The organism is Desulfomicrobium apsheronum (assembly GCF_900114115.1).
GTDB classification, from domain to species: domain Bacteria; phylum Desulfobacterota; class Desulfovibrionia; order Desulfovibrionales; family Desulfomicrobiaceae; genus Desulfomicrobium; species Desulfomicrobium apsheronum.
Map to the genome: position 1 here is coordinate 22,918 of NZ_FORX01000025.1, position 17,591 is coordinate 40,508.

15 protein-coding genes are annotated in these 17,591 nt (G+C 61.4%); 10 read left to right on the forward strand and 5 right to left on the reverse strand.

Annotated elements, in window-relative coordinates; genetic code table 11:
* Nucleotides 1–119: 119 nt before the first annotated feature.
* The 4 genes from BMZ40_RS17585 to BMZ40_RS17600 are packed head-to-tail and all read right to left on the reverse strand — an operon-like array spanning nucleotide 120 to nucleotide 3,845.
* On the reverse strand, nucleotides 120–1,370 hold the full coding sequence (locus BMZ40_RS17585) for a replication-associated recombination protein A (RefSeq protein ID WP_425429373.1): 1,251 nt from the start codon (nucleotides 1,368–1,370) through the stop codon (nucleotides 120–122).
* A gap of 14 nt (nucleotides 1,371–1,384) precedes the next feature.
* A complete protein-coding gene (gene tsaE, locus BMZ40_RS17590; protein WP_092379026.1) occupies nucleotides 1,385–1,861 on the reverse strand; it encodes a tRNA (adenosine(37)-N6)-threonylcarbamoyltransferase complex ATPase subunit type 1 TsaE in 477 nt (158 codons plus the stop codon).
* Entirely contained in the window at nucleotides 1,858–2,313 is a 456-nt protein-coding gene (locus tag BMZ40_RS17595) for a CBS domain-containing protein (RefSeq protein WP_092379029.1), read from the reverse strand. The genes tsaE and BMZ40_RS17595 overlap by 4 nt, the downstream gene beginning before the upstream one ends.
* Complete coding sequence (locus tag BMZ40_RS17600; RefSeq protein WP_092379032.1) at nucleotides 2,289–3,845, reverse strand: NAD(P)H-hydrate dehydratase; 1,557 nt, start codon at nucleotides 3,843–3,845, stop codon at nucleotides 2,289–2,291. The genes BMZ40_RS17595 and BMZ40_RS17600 overlap by 25 nt, the downstream gene beginning before the upstream one ends.
* Nucleotides 3,846–4,112: 267 nt before the next feature.
* Between BMZ40_RS17600 and potA the strand changes: the two genes are divergently transcribed.
* The 7 genes from potA (at nucleotide 4,113) to BMZ40_RS17635 (ending at nucleotide 11,026) form a co-directional block, all read left to right on the forward strand.
* Nucleotides 4,113–5,258 carry a spermidine/putrescine ABC transporter ATP-binding protein PotA gene (gene potA, locus BMZ40_RS17605; protein WP_092379035.1) on the forward strand — a complete coding sequence of 382 codons (1,146 nt, stop codon included), beginning with the start codon at nucleotides 4,113–4,115 and terminating at the stop codon, nucleotides 5,256–5,258.
* On the forward strand, nucleotides 5,248–6,099 hold the full coding sequence (gene potB / locus BMZ40_RS17610; protein ID WP_092379038.1) for a spermidine/putrescine ABC transporter permease PotB: 852 nt from the start codon (nucleotides 5,248–5,250) through the stop codon (nucleotides 6,097–6,099). Before potA ends, potB begins: the two co-directional genes overlap by 11 nt.
* On the forward strand, nucleotides 6,099–6,863 hold the full coding sequence (gene potC, locus BMZ40_RS17615) for a spermidine/putrescine ABC transporter permease PotC (RefSeq protein ID WP_092379041.1): 765 nt from the start codon (nucleotides 6,099–6,101) through the stop codon (nucleotides 6,861–6,863). The genes potB and potC overlap by 1 nt, the downstream gene beginning before the upstream one ends.
* Nucleotides 6,860–7,888 (forward strand): extracellular solute-binding protein, encoded by a 1,029-nt coding sequence (locus tag BMZ40_RS17620; protein ID WP_092379044.1) that lies wholly within the window; start codon nucleotides 6,860–6,862, stop codon nucleotides 7,886–7,888. Before potC ends, BMZ40_RS17620 begins: the two co-directional genes overlap by 4 nt.
* Nucleotides 7,889–8,099: 211 nt before the next feature.
* Nucleotides 8,100–8,291 carry a hypothetical protein gene (locus BMZ40_RS17625; protein ID WP_092379047.1) on the forward strand — a complete coding sequence of 64 codons (192 nt, stop codon included), beginning with the start codon at nucleotides 8,100–8,102 and terminating at the stop codon, nucleotides 8,289–8,291.
* 69 nt (nucleotides 8,292–8,360) lie between these two features.
* Nucleotides 8,361–9,668, forward strand: coding sequence for an L-cysteine desulfidase family protein (locus BMZ40_RS17630; RefSeq protein ID WP_092379050.1), 1,308 nt, complete (start codon nucleotides 8,361–8,363; stop codon nucleotides 9,666–9,668).
* Between the two features lie 32 nt (nucleotides 9,669–9,700).
* Nucleotides 9,701–11,026 (forward strand): UDP-glucose dehydrogenase family protein, encoded by a 1,326-nt coding sequence (locus BMZ40_RS17635; protein WP_092379053.1) that lies wholly within the window; start codon nucleotides 9,701–9,703, stop codon nucleotides 11,024–11,026.
* Between the two features lie 109 nt (nucleotides 11,027–11,135).
* Here BMZ40_RS17635 and sucD read toward each other — a convergent pair whose 3' ends face one another.
* A complete protein-coding gene (gene sucD / locus BMZ40_RS17640; protein ID WP_092379056.1) occupies nucleotides 11,136–13,205 on the reverse strand; it encodes a succinate--CoA ligase subunit alpha in 2,070 nt (689 codons plus the stop codon).
* Between the two features lie 230 nt (nucleotides 13,206–13,435).
* Between sucD and BMZ40_RS17645 the strand changes: the two genes are divergently transcribed.
* The 3 genes from BMZ40_RS17645 to BMZ40_RS17655 are packed head-to-tail and all read left to right on the forward strand — an operon-like array spanning nucleotide 13,436 to nucleotide 17,577.
* Nucleotides 13,436–13,963 carry a DUF4390 domain-containing protein gene (locus tag BMZ40_RS17645; protein ID WP_177193257.1) on the forward strand — a complete coding sequence of 176 codons (528 nt, stop codon included), beginning with the start codon at nucleotides 13,436–13,438 and terminating at the stop codon, nucleotides 13,961–13,963.
* Nucleotides 13,964–13,984: 21 nt separating this feature from the next.
* A complete protein-coding gene (locus tag BMZ40_RS17650; RefSeq protein ID WP_092379061.1) occupies nucleotides 13,985–16,195 on the forward strand; it encodes a sensor histidine kinase in 2,211 nt (736 codons plus the stop codon).
* Entirely contained in the window at nucleotides 16,195–17,577 is a 1,383-nt protein-coding gene (locus BMZ40_RS17655) for a sigma-54-dependent transcriptional regulator (RefSeq protein ID WP_092379064.1), read from the forward strand. Before BMZ40_RS17650 ends, BMZ40_RS17655 begins: the two co-directional genes overlap by 1 nt.
* Nucleotides 17,578–17,591 lie beyond the last annotated feature (14 nt).

The following is a 17,591-nucleotide window of genomic DNA, read 5'->3' on the forward strand; positions in this document are numbered from 1 at the left end:
CGAAAAGTCGGGGTGAGACGAGCGGCAACGGTTCGGCAAACGATGCCTGACTCAGTCAGACAGTCGGCGCCCCCCGCCCGGCCCAATCGGCACCGCTCGGATCGGGATTTGGCATTCTTTTATCTCGTCCAGTCCTTTGCGTCCTTGGATTTGGGCTTGACTCGCGAGGCCTTGAGCTTGCGGGTCCACAGGGATAGACGTTCCTCGTGGCCGCTGGTTTTGGCTTGGTAGAAGATGCGTCCCTTGAGCTCCGGAGGCAGGTAATCCTGTTCGACCCATGCCTCTGGGTAGGCGTGGGGATATTTGTAGCCCTGGCCGTAGCCCCATTCCTTTTGCAGGCTTGTGGAGGCGTTGCGTAGATGCAGCGGCACGGGCCTTGCGCCATTGGTCCGCACTTCCTTCATGGCCGCGAGATACCCTGCGTAGGCCGAGTTGCTTTTGGGCGCCAGGGCCAAATACACGGTCGCTTCGGCCATGGGAATCCAGCCCTCGGGCATGCCGATGCGTTCCACCGCCTGTTCACATGATACGGCCAGGGGCAGGGCCATGGGGTCGCCAAGGCCGACATCCTCGGCCGCCGAGAGAATCAGCCTGCGGCAGATGAAACGCGGATCCTCGCCCGTCTCCACCAGACATGCCAGATAATACAGGGCCGCATCCGGGTCCGAGCCCCTGATGGATTTGATCAGCGCCGACGCCAGTTCGTAATGCGAATCACCTTCCCGGTCTCCGCGCAGCACGATCTCCGGCAATCGGGTCTTGAGCTGGTCGGGTTCCAGATCCTTTTCTTCAAGCCCCGCCGCGAACTCCACCAGATTGAGCATGGTGCGCGCATCCCCGCCCGAGAGGGTGGCCAGAAGCTCCAGGCTTTTTTCCGGGATGCGTGGGCCCAGTTTCTCCATGCCCCGTTTGCCCACATCCACCAGTTCGGCCATGCCGAGCGAGCGCAGGCGCAATACGTGCAGCCGTGAAAGAAGCTGGCGCGTGACGCTAAAAGACGGGTTTTCCGTGGTCGTGGCGATGAGCGTCAGTTCACCCGTCTCAAGGAGCGGCAGGAAGAAATCCTGCTGGGCCTTGGAATAGCGGTGCAGTTCGTCCAGGATGAGGATTTCCTTGTCCTGGATCTGCTTGCGCAGGGCGGTGATGCCTACCTCCGGAGCGCTGACCCGCACGAACGGCTTGCCCGCATGCCTGGCCAGAAGCAGGGCCACCGTGGATTTGCCGCAACCGGGAGGACCGAAGAGCAGAAGGCTCGGCAGGTCCTTGGACTGCATCAGCGTGCGCAAACGCTGGCGAAAATGGCTTTGGCCGATGAAGTCGTCGAGGGACTCCGGGCGCAGGGATTCGGCGAGAGGTCGTTTTTGGGACACGATGATAATTCCGGCTAAATGCTTGTGGCCTGTTCCAGGCACTCCAGAAGGGCCTGGGCTTCTGGCCCGTGGGCGGTGATCTCCACGGTCCTGGTCTCTTCTTCGGCCGTCCAGGACATGTTTATATGGGAGTCGGGCATGCAGTCCGCGGGGAGGTATTCGGCCCATTCCAGCAGGCAGAAATGGTCCGGGGCGAAGAGGGTCTCTTCCAGATCGGGATCAAAATCCCGGCCCTCGGTGCGGTAAAGGTCGAAATGCCCCACGGGCGGCGTCGTGGGGTAGAGGTTCAGGATGTTGAAGCTGGGGCTGCTGACCTCGGCGTTCTCGCTTCCCGGAAGGGCCTGGACCAGTTCGCGGATGAAGGTCGTCTTTCCGGCCCCGAGCTGTCCGTGCAGGAGCACGGGGGGCAGGGCCGGACTGTCGGCGATGCATTCTGCGAAGGCCTGGGCCAGGGCTGTCGTGGCCTCCAGGGAGGTCAAAACAAGGATCATGAACGCGGGATCAGGGTTTTGAGAACGTCCTTCTTGCCGACAATGCCCAGCAACTTGCCGTTGTCCGCGACAGGCAGGGTGTGGAATTTCTTGTCGACCATGAGGGCCGCGATTTCGTCGATGGTCATGTCCGGGCCGATGGTCACCACTTTGGTGCTCATGGCGTCGGAAACCTTGGAGGCGGCAATGCGTTTGACCTCCGCTTCGAGCAGCGTCGAGGAGGACAGGGGCACGAAGCCGTCAAGCAGGGTGAAAAGAGAGGGGATGGGCAGGCTTTTCTGCATGCGGACCAGATCGCTCTGGCACAGAATGCCGACCAGATGGCCGCTTTCATCGACCACGGGGAGTCCGTTGACGCCCTTGTCGAGCAGGATCTTCACGGCTTCGGTTATGTCTGCATCGGGGCTGATGGTGATGACCTCGGCGGTCATGATATCTTGAGCTGTACGCATTTTTTCCACTCCTTCAGGGCGGTTGGCAGGTGATCGGCGATTTCCATGGGGGTGTTGCCCCGGTACGGGAAATCATTGGCGAGCTGAGTGCCCGCATAACCATGCCAGTACACGCCGATCCGGGCGGCGGTCAATGGCGGGTGCCCCTGGGCCATGAGGCTGCCGATGATTCCGGCGAGCACGTCGCCCGATCCGGCAATGGCCAGGTTCGGGGCGCAGAACGGCGAGATGGCGATGGGGTCCTCGTGTCCGGCGACGATGGTCGCCGCGCCTTTCAAGACCAGGTTGACGCGGTGTCCGAAAGAAAATTCCCTTGCGTATCGGGCTCTGGCAAGGTTGATGGCCCCGGCCGTGACCCCGAAGAAATTGGCCATCTCGCCGGGATGCGGTGTCAGCACGGCGTCCTGGCCGACCAGGGCCAGAAGGTCGGGGCGCTGGGCCAGGAGAAAGAGGGCGTCGGCGTCGTAGAGGGTTTTGGCATGCGGATTGGCCAGATAGCGTTCCAGGAATGCCATGGCTCCGTCACTGCGTCCAAAGCCGGGTCCGAAGACCACGGCCGAGAAGCGCGAAAGGTTCGGCCGCAGGGACTCGAAACATTCGGCGCTCCATTGGTCCGAATTGCCAAGGCCCAGGGTCATGACTTCGGGGAAGCAGCCGTAGACCGGGGTCAGGGCCTTGGGGCAGGCGATGCTGACCAGTCCCGCGCCGGAGCGGAAGGCCGCGCGGGCCGCAAGCATGGGCGCGCCGGTCAGTCCGGGTGAGCCGCCCAGGACCAGGATGTGTCCCGCCTCTCCCTTGTGCATGGTCGAGCCCGGTTCGGGCAGCAGGTTGGCAAGGTCCGGCCCCAGCGCGATGTGGGCTGTGGGGTGCCGGTCCTTGATGTGCCGGGGAATGCCGATCTTGGACGTGACCAGATTGCCCACATGGCCTTTGGCGGGAGGCAGGAAGAGCCCGAGCTTGGCCTCCTCGAAGGTCACGGTCAGGTCGGCCTTGACCGCGATCGGCATGGGCTGGCCAGTGGTGCCGTTCAGCCCCGAGGGGATGTCCAGAGACAGGACATGGGAATGCACGCCCAGTTTGTTGATGGATTTGATCCAGCCCTGCATGTTGGGGCGCAGCGAATCCTCGAAGCCGGTTCCGAGCAGGCCGTCCACGATAATGTCGATCCTCGGCACCAGATCCATCTCGTATTCGGGCAGGTAGGAGCAGGGGATGCCCATGTCCATGGCCAGTTTCAGGTGGTAGGCGGAGTCATGGGTGTACTGCGCGAGGTGCTTGGCGTGCAGGATGAGCACGGTCGCTCCGAGATTGACCAGATGCCTGGCCAGGGCGAAGGCGTCGCCTCCGTTGTTGCCGGGACCGGCAAAAACCATGACTGATGCGTCACGCAAGGGTCCGAATTCTTTTTTGAGGGCGTAAAGAGCGGCCCTGCTGGCGTTTTCCATCAGAATTTGTCCGGACAACCCGAATTCGTTGATGGTCAGTCTGTCCCAACGGGACATTTCCTCGGGAGTGGGCAAAAGGGTAACCATTTGATCTCCTTCGTGTGAGGTCTTCGTCGCTGTCTTCCAAAGTGGAAGCCGAGGCCCGGTTGCGGCCTTGTGTATATGAGAGGGCTCTGTGCCATTATTTTTTGTCATGCGCCACCCATGTCCTTTTCCTCACGATCTTGCATCGAAACCAAGCCGATTTCGGGAAAATTGTCCTTGACTCAACACTCTATCTTCTCCAAAAAAAAGGGCTTGCTGGGAAGTGTCGCCATGTCCGCGCCCCGGCTGAATTATTTGTCCGGAGGGGTCATGACGGATTCGGCGGCGCAGAGCCAGGCATTGCCGGTTGTTCAATTGCGAAATGTGGCAAAGAGTTACGATGGGCAGCATGCCTTGACGGACGTATCCCTCGACGTGCAGCGCGGCGAGTTTCTGACCATTCTTGGGCCCTCCGGCTGCGGCAAGACGACCATCCTGCGTCTGGTGGCCGGCTTTGAAAGCGCCACCGCCGGAGTCATCTCCATTGACGGCAAGATCGTGACCGACCTTCCTCCGGAGCGGCGCAACGTCAATACGGTCTTTCAGAGTTACGCTCTTTTTCCGCACATGAACGTGTTCGACAACGTGGCCTTCGGGCTGCGCATGAAGAAGCGCCCCGCCGCCGAGATCGCCATCGAAGTGCGCGAAACCTTGCGTCTGGTCCAGCTTGAGGGCTTCGAGGCGCGCATGGTCGGCAAGCTCTCCGGCGGCCAGCAGCAGCGCGTGGCCATCGCCCGGGCCATCATCAACCGGCCGCTTGTCCTGCTTCTGGACGAACCGCTCTCCGCTCTTGATTACCGGCTGCGCAAGCAGATGCAGCTCGATCTCAAACACCTGCAGCGCAAGCTCGGCATCACCTTCGTCCTCGTCACCCACGATCAGGAGGAGGCATTTTCCATGTCCGATCGCGTCGTGGTCATGAACAACGGCCACATCGAGCAGATCGGCACCCCGGTCAGCGTTTACGAGGAGCCCCGCAATCTCTACGTGGCCCGCTTCGTGGGCGAGATCAACATTATCAATGCCGAGGTTGTGGAGCTTGGCGAGGGGCGCGCCAGGGTGCGGGCCCAGGGGCTGGACGTGTTCATGCGCACCAGCCACGCCTTCCATCCGGGCGAGAAGGTGCACATCCTGCTGCGCCCCGAGGATCTGCGGGTCGAGACCCTGAAGGACCTGGCCGAGGATCCGGAATTGGAGGATGTCTTCTCCCGCGACCGCTCCCTCGTCGGCACTGTGGAGGAGACCATCTACAAGGGCGCGACCTACGATGTCGTGGTCAGGCTGGATGCCGGAGGCATCGTCACGGCCACGGAATTTTTCAACGAGGACGACGAGACCGTATATTTCAAGGCCTCGGATCGGGTGGCCGTGAGCTGGGTCGAAGGCTGGGAAGTGGTGCTGCCGTATGAAAAATGACGGCTTCTTCAAGCTTGCCGTCATAGTCGGCGTCATCTCCTGGATGGCGATTTTCGCTTTTGTGCCCAATGTTCTGGTCTTTTTGGCCAGTTTCAGCTCCACATCGTCCGCGAATTTCATCGAGCCCGGCTTTTCCCTGAACAATTACGCCCGGCTGATGGACACGACGCATCTCGACATTCTGCTGTCATCCCTGCGGCTCTCGGGGCTGGTCACGGTCATCTGTCTGGTCACGGCCTATCCCTTCGCCGCCATCCTGGCTCGGACCCGCAAGCCGCTGCGCAACACGCTGCTCCTGCTGGTGGTCATCCCCTTCTGGACGAATTCCCTGGTGCGCACCTACGCCATGACTGCCATGCTCAACTCCAGCGGCATCGTGAACAACGTGCTGCTGTTTCTGGGCGTCATCGATTCGCCTCTGGCCATGATGTACACCCCCGGCGCCGTGGTTCTGGGTCTTGTATACACGCTCCTGCCGTTTATGATCCTGCCCCTGTACGCCGCCCTTGAGCGCCTGGACCGCCGCTATCTCGAAGCGGCCCGGGACCTGGGCGCGAGCCCCTGGCGGGCGTTCTGGAAAGTGGTCGTGCCCCTGACCATGCCCGGCATCGTCTCCGGCTGCATGCTGGTCTTCCTGCCGGGCATCGGCATGTTTTACGTGTCCGACGTGCTTGGCGGTGCCAAGGCCATGCTGCTTGGCAACTTCATCCGCGACCAGTTCCTGACCACCCGCGACTGGCCTCTGGGCGCGGCGGCCAGCGTGACCCTGACCGTGCTCATGGGGCTCATGCTGCTCCTGTACTGGAAAAGCGCCGCCCGGCTGGGCAGGAAGGAGGCATGATGCGAAAATTGCGCATTCTCTACGCCACGCTGGTCTTTGTCTTCCTGTATTTGCCGCTTGGGGTCATGATCGCCTACTCCTTCAACTCGTCCCGGTTTTCCATGGCCTGGAAGGGCCTGACCCTGGACTGGTACGTCAAGCTCTTCGGCAACACCGCGCTCATGCAGGCGGCCCTGCACTCGCTTTTCATCGCGGCTCTCGCGGCGACCTGCTCCAGCATCCTGGGCACGCTCATAGCCATGGCGCTGCAGCGCTGGCGCTTTCCGTCGCGCAAGGTCATCCGCACCTCGCTTTTCGTCATGATGATGTCTCCGGACATCGTCATCGGCATTTCGCTTCTGGTGCTCTTCATGGCCCTGTCCCTGCCGCTGGGCTTCTGGACCCTGCTCATGGCCCACATCACCCTGTGCGTGCCCTTTGTCGGCATCACGGTCTATGGCCGGCTCCAGGGGTTTGACCCGCATGTGGTGGAGGCCGCCCGTGATCTCGGGGCGGGGGAGTACGAGGTCTTTCGCCACGTGGTCCTGCCCATGGTCTTTCCCGCCGTTCTGGCCGGGTGGTTTTTGAGTTTCACCCTGTCCATCGACGACGTCATCATCAGTTTCTTCACCACCGGACCCACGTTCGAGGTACTGCCCTTGCGCATCTATTCCATGGTCCGACTGGGGCTCAAGCCCGAGGTCAACGCCCTGTGCGCGATCATGATTCTTATAACCGCTGTGGCGGTCTTCGCGTCGCAGCGCTTTTTGAAGGAGAAATCATGAAACGATTGGTATTGACGGTCCTGTGCCTCATGCTGGCCACCCAGGTTCTTGCGGCATCCAAGGAACTCTATGTCTACAATTGGTCCGAATACATGCCGGACAGCGTGCTTGAGGATTTTACGAAGGAGACCGGAGTCAAGGTCATCATGTCGACCTATGACAGCAACGAGGCCCTGTACGCAAAGATTCGGATGATCGAGGCCAAGGGATACGATCTTATCGTGCCGTCCACCGATTTTGTGGCGCGCATGCACAAGGAAGGCCTGCTCATGAAGCTGGACAAGTCCAAGCTGAGCAATCTTGGCAACCTCAATCCAAAGCTGATGAATCAGTCCTTCGATCCGGACAACAACTACAGCGTGCCCTACATGTGGGGATCAACGGCCATCGCCGTGAACACCAAGGATCCGGCCGCAGCCTCGGTGACTTCGTTCGCCGACCTGTGGAAGCCTGAACTGGCAGGCAAGATTCTTTTGCCCAACGACATGCGCGGCGTACTCGGCATGGGCCTCAAGCGGCTGGGCTATTCGCTCAACGAGACCGACCCGGCCAAGGTCGCCGAGGCCTGCGAGCTTCTGCAGTCGCTCATGTCCAGCGTGCGCGTCTTTGATTCCGATTCGCCCAAGCAGGCCATGCTCAACAACGAGGTGCAGGCGGCGGTGCTCTGGAACGGCGAGGCGTACATCGCAACCGGCGAAAATCCGGATATCCGCTACATCTATCCGACAGAAGGCTATAGCCTCTGGATCGACAACCTCTGCATTCCCAAGAATGCGGGCAACGCGGACAACGCCCATCTCTTCATCGACTACCTCTTGCGTCCCGAAGTGGCGGCGTTCATTTGCCAGGAGATGGGCTATTCCACTCCGAATCTTGCGGCTCAGGCGATCCTTCCCGATGACGTGCGCGACAACGCCATTGTCTATCCCGGGGCCGAGGACATGGCCCGGGGCGAATTCGAGACCGATCTCGGGCCCGCCGTGAAGGCGTATGAGGAATGCTGGATGCGGCTCAAGACCAGGTAGCACTAAAGATTCGGATGAATATTCGCGGCGCGTCCCGGTGGGGGCGCGCCTTTTTTTGTCTTGTCGGTTTCGTTTCTATTGATCGCGTTTCAAATCGACTTTTCGCAGGTTTGGCGTTGGAATTCGTGCCTGGACATGGTAACAGGCACGGCGTGAGCACCAACGCGGCGAAGCTTCTTTGCCGGACACGAATTTATTCTGGGGGGTGGCCATGGATTCCGAATTGCGCAAACGCCTGGATGATTTTTTCGATGTGGGTTTCGGCAAGACCACCGGCATCGACACGGCTCTGGAGATCACCAAGATTTACGCCGGATCGGCCGCCGCCGATCCGGACAGGATTCCGGACCTCTTTGTGCGTCTGGTCCAGCTTTTCGAGCCCCGGCTTGAAGTTCGCGACTAGCGCTGAATTGACAGCCCCGGCCAAGTCGGCCATGAACTCGGCTTTTGCGAACATTTTCGTGAGGCGGCAATGAGCTTTTGCGTCAAGGATATTCTGCGCATGCAGGTCGCGCCGGCACTGGGCTGCACCGAGCCCGTGGCCGTGGCCCTGGCCGCCGCCGCTGCCACGGCTGTTCTGCCCGGCAGACCCGAGCGGCTGGATTTGTGGGTCGACCCCAATATTTACAAGAACGGTCTGGCCGTCATCATTCCCGGCACGGGCGGCCTGAGCGGTCTGGATCTGGCCGGGGCGCTGGGCGTTTTCGGCGGGGACGCCGCGCTGGGCCTGGAAGTCCTCGAACCGCTAAACGACGAGTCAGTGCAGGCCGCGCGGTCTCTGGTGCGTGACGGCGGGGTGACCCTCAACCTGCTGCATGAGCAGCGAGGGCTCTTTATCCGCGCCGAGGTTTTCGACGGCTCGCATGTGGCCGAGGCGGTCGTTCGCGACATGCACGACAACGTGGTCAGCGTGAGCCTGGACGGCGCCCTGTTGCCTCGCGCCCAGACTTCCGGGAAAGTCGCCGTCTCAAGCGAGATGCCGCGTCTTGAGGCCTGGATCAAGGGCCTGGCCCTCGAGGATCTTGTCCGCCTGCTCGACGATCTGGACGATGAGGACCGCGAATTTCTGATGGAAGGGGTGCGCACCAATGTTCGCCTCGCCGAGCATGGCCTGAAGTTCGGGCCCGGCCTTGGCATAGGCAAGGCCCTGGACCGGCTGGTCCGGCAGAAGCTCGTCTGCCGGGACATGATCCTGGCCGCGCGCATCCTGACCTCGGCCGCCTCCGATGCGCGCATGGGCGGAGTCAAGCTTCCGGCCATGAGTTCCGCCGGAAGCGGAAACCACGGACTGACCGCCATCCTGCCCATCTGGGCCATCCGCGAATTCATCACCTGCGAAGAGAAGGACGTGCTCGAAGCCATGGCGCTCAGTCATCTGGTCACGGCCTACGTCAAGGCCCACACCGGACGGCTTTCCGCCGTCTGTGGCTGTTCCGTGGCGGCCGGGGCCGGAGCCAGCGCCGGGGTGGCCTATCTGCTGGGCGGCAATCTGGCGCATATCGCAGGGGCCATCAAGAACATCATCGAGGACCTGGCCGGAGTCATCTGCGACGGAGCCAAGGCCGGCTGTTCGCTGAAACTGGCCACGGCTGCGGGAACGGCCGTGCAGGCCGCGCTTTTTTCGCTGCAAGGCGTCAATGTCATGGACACCGACGGCATCATCGGCGCTTCGCCCGAGCAGACCATGCAGAACATAGGCATGCTCAGCACCGAAGGCATGATCGAGACCGACCGGACCATTTTAAAAATAATGCTGGCCAAACGCTTCTCCGGATTCTGATACCGGACGCCAGCCAATAGGAGTACATACCGATGAATATATGCATTGTTGGAACGGGTTACGTAGGGCTGGTGTCCGCGGCCTGTTTCGCCGAGATGGGCAACGCGGTGACCTGCGTCGACATCAATCCCGACGTGATCGAGCGGCTCAAGAAGGGCGACGTGCACATCTACGAGCCCGGCCTTGAGGCCATGGTCCGCCGCAATTTCCAGGAAGGCCGCCTGACCTTCACCACGGATCTGGGCGAAGGCCTCAAGGACAGCCTCTTTGTCTTTTGCTGCGTGGGCACCCCCGAAGGCGAGGACGGCACCGCCGATCTGCGCTACGTGCATCAGGTGGCCCGCGACGTGGGCCGCCAGATGAACGACTACAAGATCATCGTGGACAAATCGACCGTGCCCGTGGGCACCGCCGACAGCGTGCGCGCCACCGTGCAGGAGGAACTGGACAAGCGCGGGCTCAAGATCGAGTTCGACGTCGTCTCCAACCCCGAATTTCTGAAGGAAGGCGACGCGGTCAACGACTTCATGAAGCCCGACCGCGTGGTCGTGGGCACCGATAACGTGCGCACGGCCGAACTCCTGAAGAGCCTCTACGCTCCCTACGCCCGCAGCCGCGAGAAATTGATCGTCATGGGCGTGCGCAGCGCGGAGATGACCAAGTATGCCGCCAATTGCATGCTGGCCACCAAGATCTCCTTCATCAATGAGATCGCCAACATCTGCGAGAAGGTCGGGGCCGACGTGCGCGACGTGCGCCACGGCATAGGGGCTGATCATCGCATCGGCTATCAGTTCATCTATCCCGGCGTGGGTTATGGCGGGTCCTGCTTCCCCAAGGACGTGAAGGCGCTCATCGGCACGGCCCAGGGCGTGGGCTATGAGCCGCAGCTCCTGAATGCCGTGGACGAGGTCAACGATCGCCAGAAAACCGTCATCGCGCGCAAGATCGAGGCCTATTTCGCCGAGCAGGGCGGTGTGAAGGGCAAGACCCTGGCCTTGTGGGGCCTGGCCTTCAAGGCCAACACCGACGATATGCGCGAGGCTCCGTCCCTGGAGCTGATCCGGCATCTGACCGACCTTGGCATGCGCGTGCGCGCCTTCGATCCCGTGGCCGGTCCCAATGCCCGTCGCATCCTTGCGGACAACCCGCTGGTGGAAATATGCGAGGATCAGTACGAGACGCTCAAGGGCGCCGAGGCCCTGGCCGTGGTCACGGAATGGAACCAGTTCCGAAACCCGGAATTCGCAAGGATCAAGGCGGCTCTGGCCGCTCCCATCCTCTTTGACGGCCGCAACCTCTATTCTCCGGCGCTCCTTGCATCCGAAGGGTTCGCCTATTTCTGCGTGGGCCGCTGAGGCTCCAGCGCGAAATCTCCTCTCATAACAAGCAAAGCCCCGGCCGGAACTCTCCGGTCGGGGCTTTGTCGTCTGCATGTGAATACGCCGTGTTCGCCGTGACGCGGGGCTAGAGCACCTGCGCCACCGCCTCCGCGATCTGGTCCAGGTCGTCGATGAGGTGGAAGCCGGAGTCGGCCATGGCCTGGAGTTTGACTTCTATGCCGCCAGCCCCTTTTTCAAGGATGGCTCCGGCGTGGCCCAGGCGCTTGCCTGGAGGGGCCGTGCGGCCCGCGATGAAGCCGAAGACCGGGAGCTCGAAGCCGCTTTCGCGCATGTATTGCCCAAGCTCCTCCTCGGCCTTTCCGCCGATCTCGCCCAGGATGATCACGGCCCGGGTGTCCGGATCGTGGCGCACCAGCTTGCACAGGTCCGTGAAGGAGGTGCCCACGAAAGGATCGCCGCCGATGCCGACGCACACGGATTGCCCGATCCCCGCTTTGGTCAGCCGGTCCACGCATTCGTAGGTCAGGGTGCCGCTGCGCGAGAAGACGGCCACAGGGCCGGGGGTGAAGATGTCGCCGGGCATGATGCCGATTTTGGTCTTGCCGGCCATGACCAGGCCGGGGCAGTTGGGCCCGATGACCCGTGTCGGGCTTCCTTTCAGGCGCTCAAGGGCGCGCAGCATGTCGAGCTGGGGGATGCCGTCGGTGATGCAGACCACCCAGCCGATCCCCGAGGCTGCGGCCTCCAGTACCGCATCCGGAGCCATGGCTCCGGGCACGAAGATGATGGACGCGTCGATGCGCATGGCGTTTACGGCCTCGCGCACGGTGTCGAAGACCGGGACTCCAAGGACCTCGGTCCCGCCCTTGCCGGGTGTCACTCCGGCCACGACCTTCGAACCGTATTCCTGCATCAGGCGGCAGTGCAGCTGGCCCTGCTTGCCGGTCAGGCCCTGGACCAGGATGCGGCAGTCGGCGGGTAGGGGAAAGGGCGTGCTTGTCTGGCGCGGCCGGGCCGGGAGCCGTGGAGCCGTGGACGGAACGATCAGGGGCTTGTGCCGGGCTGCGGGCCTGTCGCCCTTGAGTTTTTCCAGGGCGGCGCGGGCCGATGTCAGATCGGGGCACAGATGCAGTCCGTTCAGGGCTGCCTGGTTCAAAAGTTCCAGCCCCTGGGCCGAGCCGTTGCCCGCAAAGCGGACCACGATGGGTTTGCGCGGTTCCTGCCCGTCCAGCGCTTCGAGCATGGACCGGGCCACCTTGTGACAGGACAGGATTCCGCCGAAAATGTTGATGAAGACCATGCCCACGCGGGAGTCGTCAAAAAGAATGTCCAGGGCCGTGCGCATGGCCTCACTGTCCGCGCCTCCGCCCAGATCCAGAAAATTTGCCGCCTCAAGGCCGGAATAATTGAGAATGTCCATGCTGGCCATGGCCAGGCCCGCACCGTTGACCATGAGTCCGACATACCCGTCGAGCTTGTGGTAACTAAGACCCGCCTCGCGGGATCTGTTTTCCTCGTCGCTTAGGTGCGCTGCCTCGAAAAAGCGGTTCAGGGAAGGATCGATGCCGATCCTGTGTCCGTCGATCTCGACCTTGCCGTCCAGGGCCAGAAGCCTTCCGTCCGTGGTGATGACCAGGGGGTTGATTTCGGCTAGAAGCAGGCGATGGCGCAGGCAGCAATCGAAGAGGTTCGTGAGCAGGGCATGGAAGGGCTTTGAAAGTTCCTTGGGCAGGCCCAGGTGGAAAAAGATGTTGCGGATCTGGAAGGGGGCCAGTCCGGTGTCGGGGGCGGCGTGTTCGATCAGCAGGGTCTCCGGGGCGCAGGCCTCGATGTCCACCCCGCCGAAGCGTCCGGCGGTGATACAGAAAGAGCGGCTTTGACGGTCCAGGGTTATGGAGAGATACAGTTCGCGAGTGTACGCGGCCTTGGGTTCGATGCGCACCAGCTGGACTTTTTCGTCCTTGATGGCGAGCGTGAAGAGCTTGGCCAGTTCGCTTTGGGCCTGCTCACGGGTGTCCGCCATGCGGATGCCGCCGGCCTTGCCCCTGCCGCCGCTCAAGACCTGCGATTTAAGGACCCAGGGCAGCGCGAAAGGGGGGGCCGGTTCGTCTCCCGGACCGAGAAGCGTCCCTTGAGGGACAGGGATGCCCGCCTCCTCGAAAAGTCGCTTGCTGTTGTGTTCATTGAGCTTCATGACTCTCTCCTCGCTTCAGCTGTTGTCAAATACCATGCCTTGGACTATCACCGCGAAATGACATTCGGGACGGGGCTTCCGGGTGGTGCCTGCCCGGGCCTTGCGATTTTGTCTGTTGCATACCTGCCTTGGGTTGAAAATCAAGAAAAATTACGACAACACTCTTTTTTTATTCATGTAATCCGTCAAAAATGCAAAAATTCAGAATTTTAATCATCATCGGACTGGCCTTGACGTTGAATCTTTTTTCGGCGTCCGTGCTGCGAGCCGATTCCATCGCGCTTACGGATCTCGGGGTGGATAACGCCCAAGGCTCCGTCTCCGTGGGTTTTAGCGTCGTGATCAATGAAATGGCCCCCCTGATGGAGGCCTTGCAGAACGGCGGACAATACGAGGTGCGTTGTTCCGGTAAGCTTTACAAGCGCCGCCTTGGTTTCTGGGACGCCTTCCTGGCCGAGGCCGAGTACTCATGCACCGTGGCGAGCAAGCCCATCGCGCGTGAATGCGTGGTCACGGATCACAGGGGCACCCATACCCTCGAGTTCACGGGCCTGGAGGAAGAACTGAACCGTTTCTGGTCCCGCCTGTCCTTGCCCATGGGCAGCTGGGATGCCATCGAGCGCGGACAGGCCTACCGCGTCGTGCTCACGTTCAGCGTCACGCGAACCAATGTTCCGGGCTGGGTCAGCAAGCCTCTCTTTTTCGTCAGCTGGGACCTGGTTCCCGAAGTGGTGTACGTACTGGATTTCGATTTCTGATTTCAACCAGCCGCGAGGAGCATGGACAAGTCATCTCGTCACATTCCCGTGCAGGAACGCACCGCGCATGAACGTCGCAAGCGGCAACGGGAAATCACCCTGGCCGCCGTGGGCATCTTCCTCATCGTCATTCTGACCTGGATCGAGCTGCGCCTGCTGGGTCTCAATTCCTACCTTTTCTTCGCCCTCTTCAACGTCAATCTGATTCTTCTCATTCTGGTTCTCTTCCTGGTTTTGCGCAATGTCATAAAACTCGTGCTGGACCGGCGCAGGAGGGTGCTCGGGTCGGGCCTGAGGGCCAAGCTGGTCCTTGTTTTCGTCACACTGTCCATGGTCCCGACCTTCATCATGTTCGTTCTGTCGACCTGGTTCGTGCAGACCTCCGTCGATTACTGGTTCCAGGCCCAGGTCGAGACGTCCATGGATCAGGCCTTGAGCGTGGGACAGGATTTTTATGCGTCCGCCGAATCCGGTCTTGAGATCAAGGCGCTTGGGATTCTTGAGCATTTGCGGGAACGGAAGCTGGACTTCAAGGCCAAGGGGGCGGACGAGGCCCTGCGGCAAAAGAGCCGTGAGTACAGGCTGAGCCTGAGCGGCGTGATCACCGGTACCATGCAGCAAAAACACTGGGAGTCCACTCCGGTCTGGAACGACGTCTGGCCCCGGATCATGGCCGAGGTGCCTTTTGCCGAGATGGGCAAGGGCATGAAATACTGGGCCACTCTCTGGCCGCATGCGGACTCGGATCTGGTGATCGGGGTCATGTCCGTGGACGAGGCCGGGTCGGCCTTTCTTGTCGTGGGCGCGGAGGTGGGAGAGGGTTTTCTGGACCGGCTGGAACTGATCGCCCAGGGCGTAGGCGAGTACAAACAGCTGCGCAGCCTCAAATATCCCTTGAAGATGACCCTGTACATGGTCCTTGGACTCATGACCATGCTCATCTTTCTCGGGGCGACCTGGTTCGGTTTTCGGCTGGCCCGGGAGCTCAGCGCCCCCATTCAGGCGCTGGCGGCGGGAACCCAGCGTATCGCCCAGGGTGACCTTTCGGTCCGGCTCATGGACGAATCCCGCGACGAGCTCGGTCTTCTGGTTCAGTCATTCAACAGCATGGCCGAGGATCTGGAGCAGAGCCGCACGCACCTGACCCGCGCCAATCTGCAGCTCGAAGAGCAGTATCAGGCGCTTATCGCCAAGAATCACTACGTACAAGCCATTTTGGAGAATATCACCGCAGGCGTCGTCTCCTTGGACAGGGCCGGACGGATCACGACCATGAACCGCGCGGCCGAGGGCATTCTTGGCCTTGAAGCCGGAGCGCTCATCGGTGAATCCGCCCTGGATCTCATGGGTCCGGCTCATCGCGGGCTGGTGCAGGAAGTCAGTCAGTTGCTGCGCGGCAGCCCTGGTTCCCAGTGGCAGCGCAGGCTCGATCTGGAGGTCGGCGGTGAAACCGTCAAGCTTCTGATCAACGCGGTGGCGCTGATGGACAACGAGGGCGGGGACAGCGGCATTGTCGCTGTTTTTGAGAACATTTCGGAGCTTGAAAAGATGCAGCGCCTCGACGCCTGGAAGGAAGTGGCCCGGCGCATCGCCCATGAGATCAAGAATCCGCTGACCCCCATCAAACTCTCGGCCGAGCGTCTGGAACGCAAGTTCGGGCCCGTGGTGGCGGACCCTGTCTTCACCCAGTGCACCGGGCTCATCGTCAAGCAGGTCGAGCATCTGCAGGAAATGGTGCGGGAGTTTTCAAGCTTTGCCAAACTGCCCGAGGTGATGCTTTCCGCCGGTCGCGTCGAGCCCCTGCTGCAGGAGGCCATCTCGGTTTTTTCGAACAGTCACGCGTCCATTCGCTGGGTCCTTAGGGCCGAGGATGTACCTGCTGTCATGCTCGACCGCGAAGCCATGGGCCGTGCCATCTACAACATCCTGCTGAACGCGGCCGAGGTATTGGCCGATCAGGAAGACGGACGGGTCGAGACCGTTCTCTATGCGCGCAAGCGCAAGGGCCGGATCTACATAGAGATCAGCGACAACGGTCCCGGCATCAAGCCCGAGGAGCAGTCGCGCATGTTCGAGCCCTACTACTCGACCAAGCGCAGCGGCACCGGCCTTGGTCTGGCCATCGTCAAATCCATCATCAGCGATCATCATGGGCATATCCGGGTCAAACCCAACGAACCGGCCGGAACCACCTTTGTCATTGAACTTCCAGCCGCACGCGGCGAGGCATGATGCATACCAACGCTTCCATTCTCATTATCGACGATGAACAGGACATCCGCCTGTCCCTACGCGGAATTTTCGAGGACGAAGACTGGCAGGTGGCCGAGGCCGGCAACGGAACCGAGGGGCTTGGGCTGGCGCTGGACGGGGATTTCGATCTCATCTTTCTCGATATCTGGATGCCCGGCATGGACGGCATGGCGGTTTTGTGCGCGCTGCGGGACAAGGGCGTGGACACCCCGGTGATCATGATCTCCGGCCACGGAAACATCGAGACGGCGGTCACGGCCCTCAAGAACGGAGCCTTCGACTTCATCGAGAAGCCCCTGTCCCTGGACAACGTCCTGGTCACGGCGGGCAAGGCCCTGGAGCTGTCCCTGCTCAAGCGTGAAAACAGGGAGCTGCGTTCCCGCATCCAGCCCGACGAGTCTCCGACCATCACCGGGTCCTCGCCGGGCATCGTCCGGTTGCGCGAGCTTGTCGCCCAGGTCGGCCCCACCGAGGCCTGGGTGCTCATCACCGGTGAAAACGGAACCGGCAAGGAGATCGCGGCCCGGGCCATCCATCGCGCCAGCAAACGGGCCGCCAAGGAGATGATCTGCGTCAACTGTGCGGCCATCCCCGAGGAACTGATCGAATCCGAGCTGTTCGGTCACGAGAAGGGCGCTTTCACCGGCGCGGACAAGGCCAAGAAGGGCAAGTTCGAGCTGGCCGACAAGAGCACTCTGTTTCTGGATGAAATAGCCGACATGAGCCTCAAGACCCAGGCCAAGATTCTGCGCATCCTGCAGGAGCAGAAATTCGAGCGGGTCGGGGGCACCAAGACCTTCAAGGTTGACGTGCGCGTCATCGCGGCCACCAACAAGGACCTCGTGCAGGAGATGGTCGAGGGGCGTTTCAGGCAGGATCTGTATTACCGGCTCAATGTCTTTCCCCTGTCCGTTCCGCCCCTGCGCGAGCGGGCCGAGGACATTCCGGAGATGATCGAGTTTTTCTCGCGGCGCATGATCGAGGAGCAAAGCTTGAAACCCGTGCGCTTCGACCGGGAGTCCCTGGATCTGCTCAAGCGTTATGCCTGGCCCGGCAATGTGCGCGAGCTCAAGAATTTCGTGGAGCGGCTCTTCATTCTGTATCAGGGCCAGGAAGTGAACGTCTCCATGCTTCCCCCGGAATACAGGGCCAGCGTCGCCCTTGACACCCTGGCCATGGTCCCGGACGGAATCACGGATTTCAAGGAAGCCCGGGCCCGGTTCGAGGAAGCCTTCCTGCGCCGCGAGCTGGCCCGCGCGGACGGTAACGTCGCGCGGATGTCGGAAAACATAGGGTTGGAGCGGACGTATCTGTACCGCAAGCTCAAGACCTACGGCCTCGGCGCTGAAGAGGGGCGCTAGCGCGGCAGGCGAAT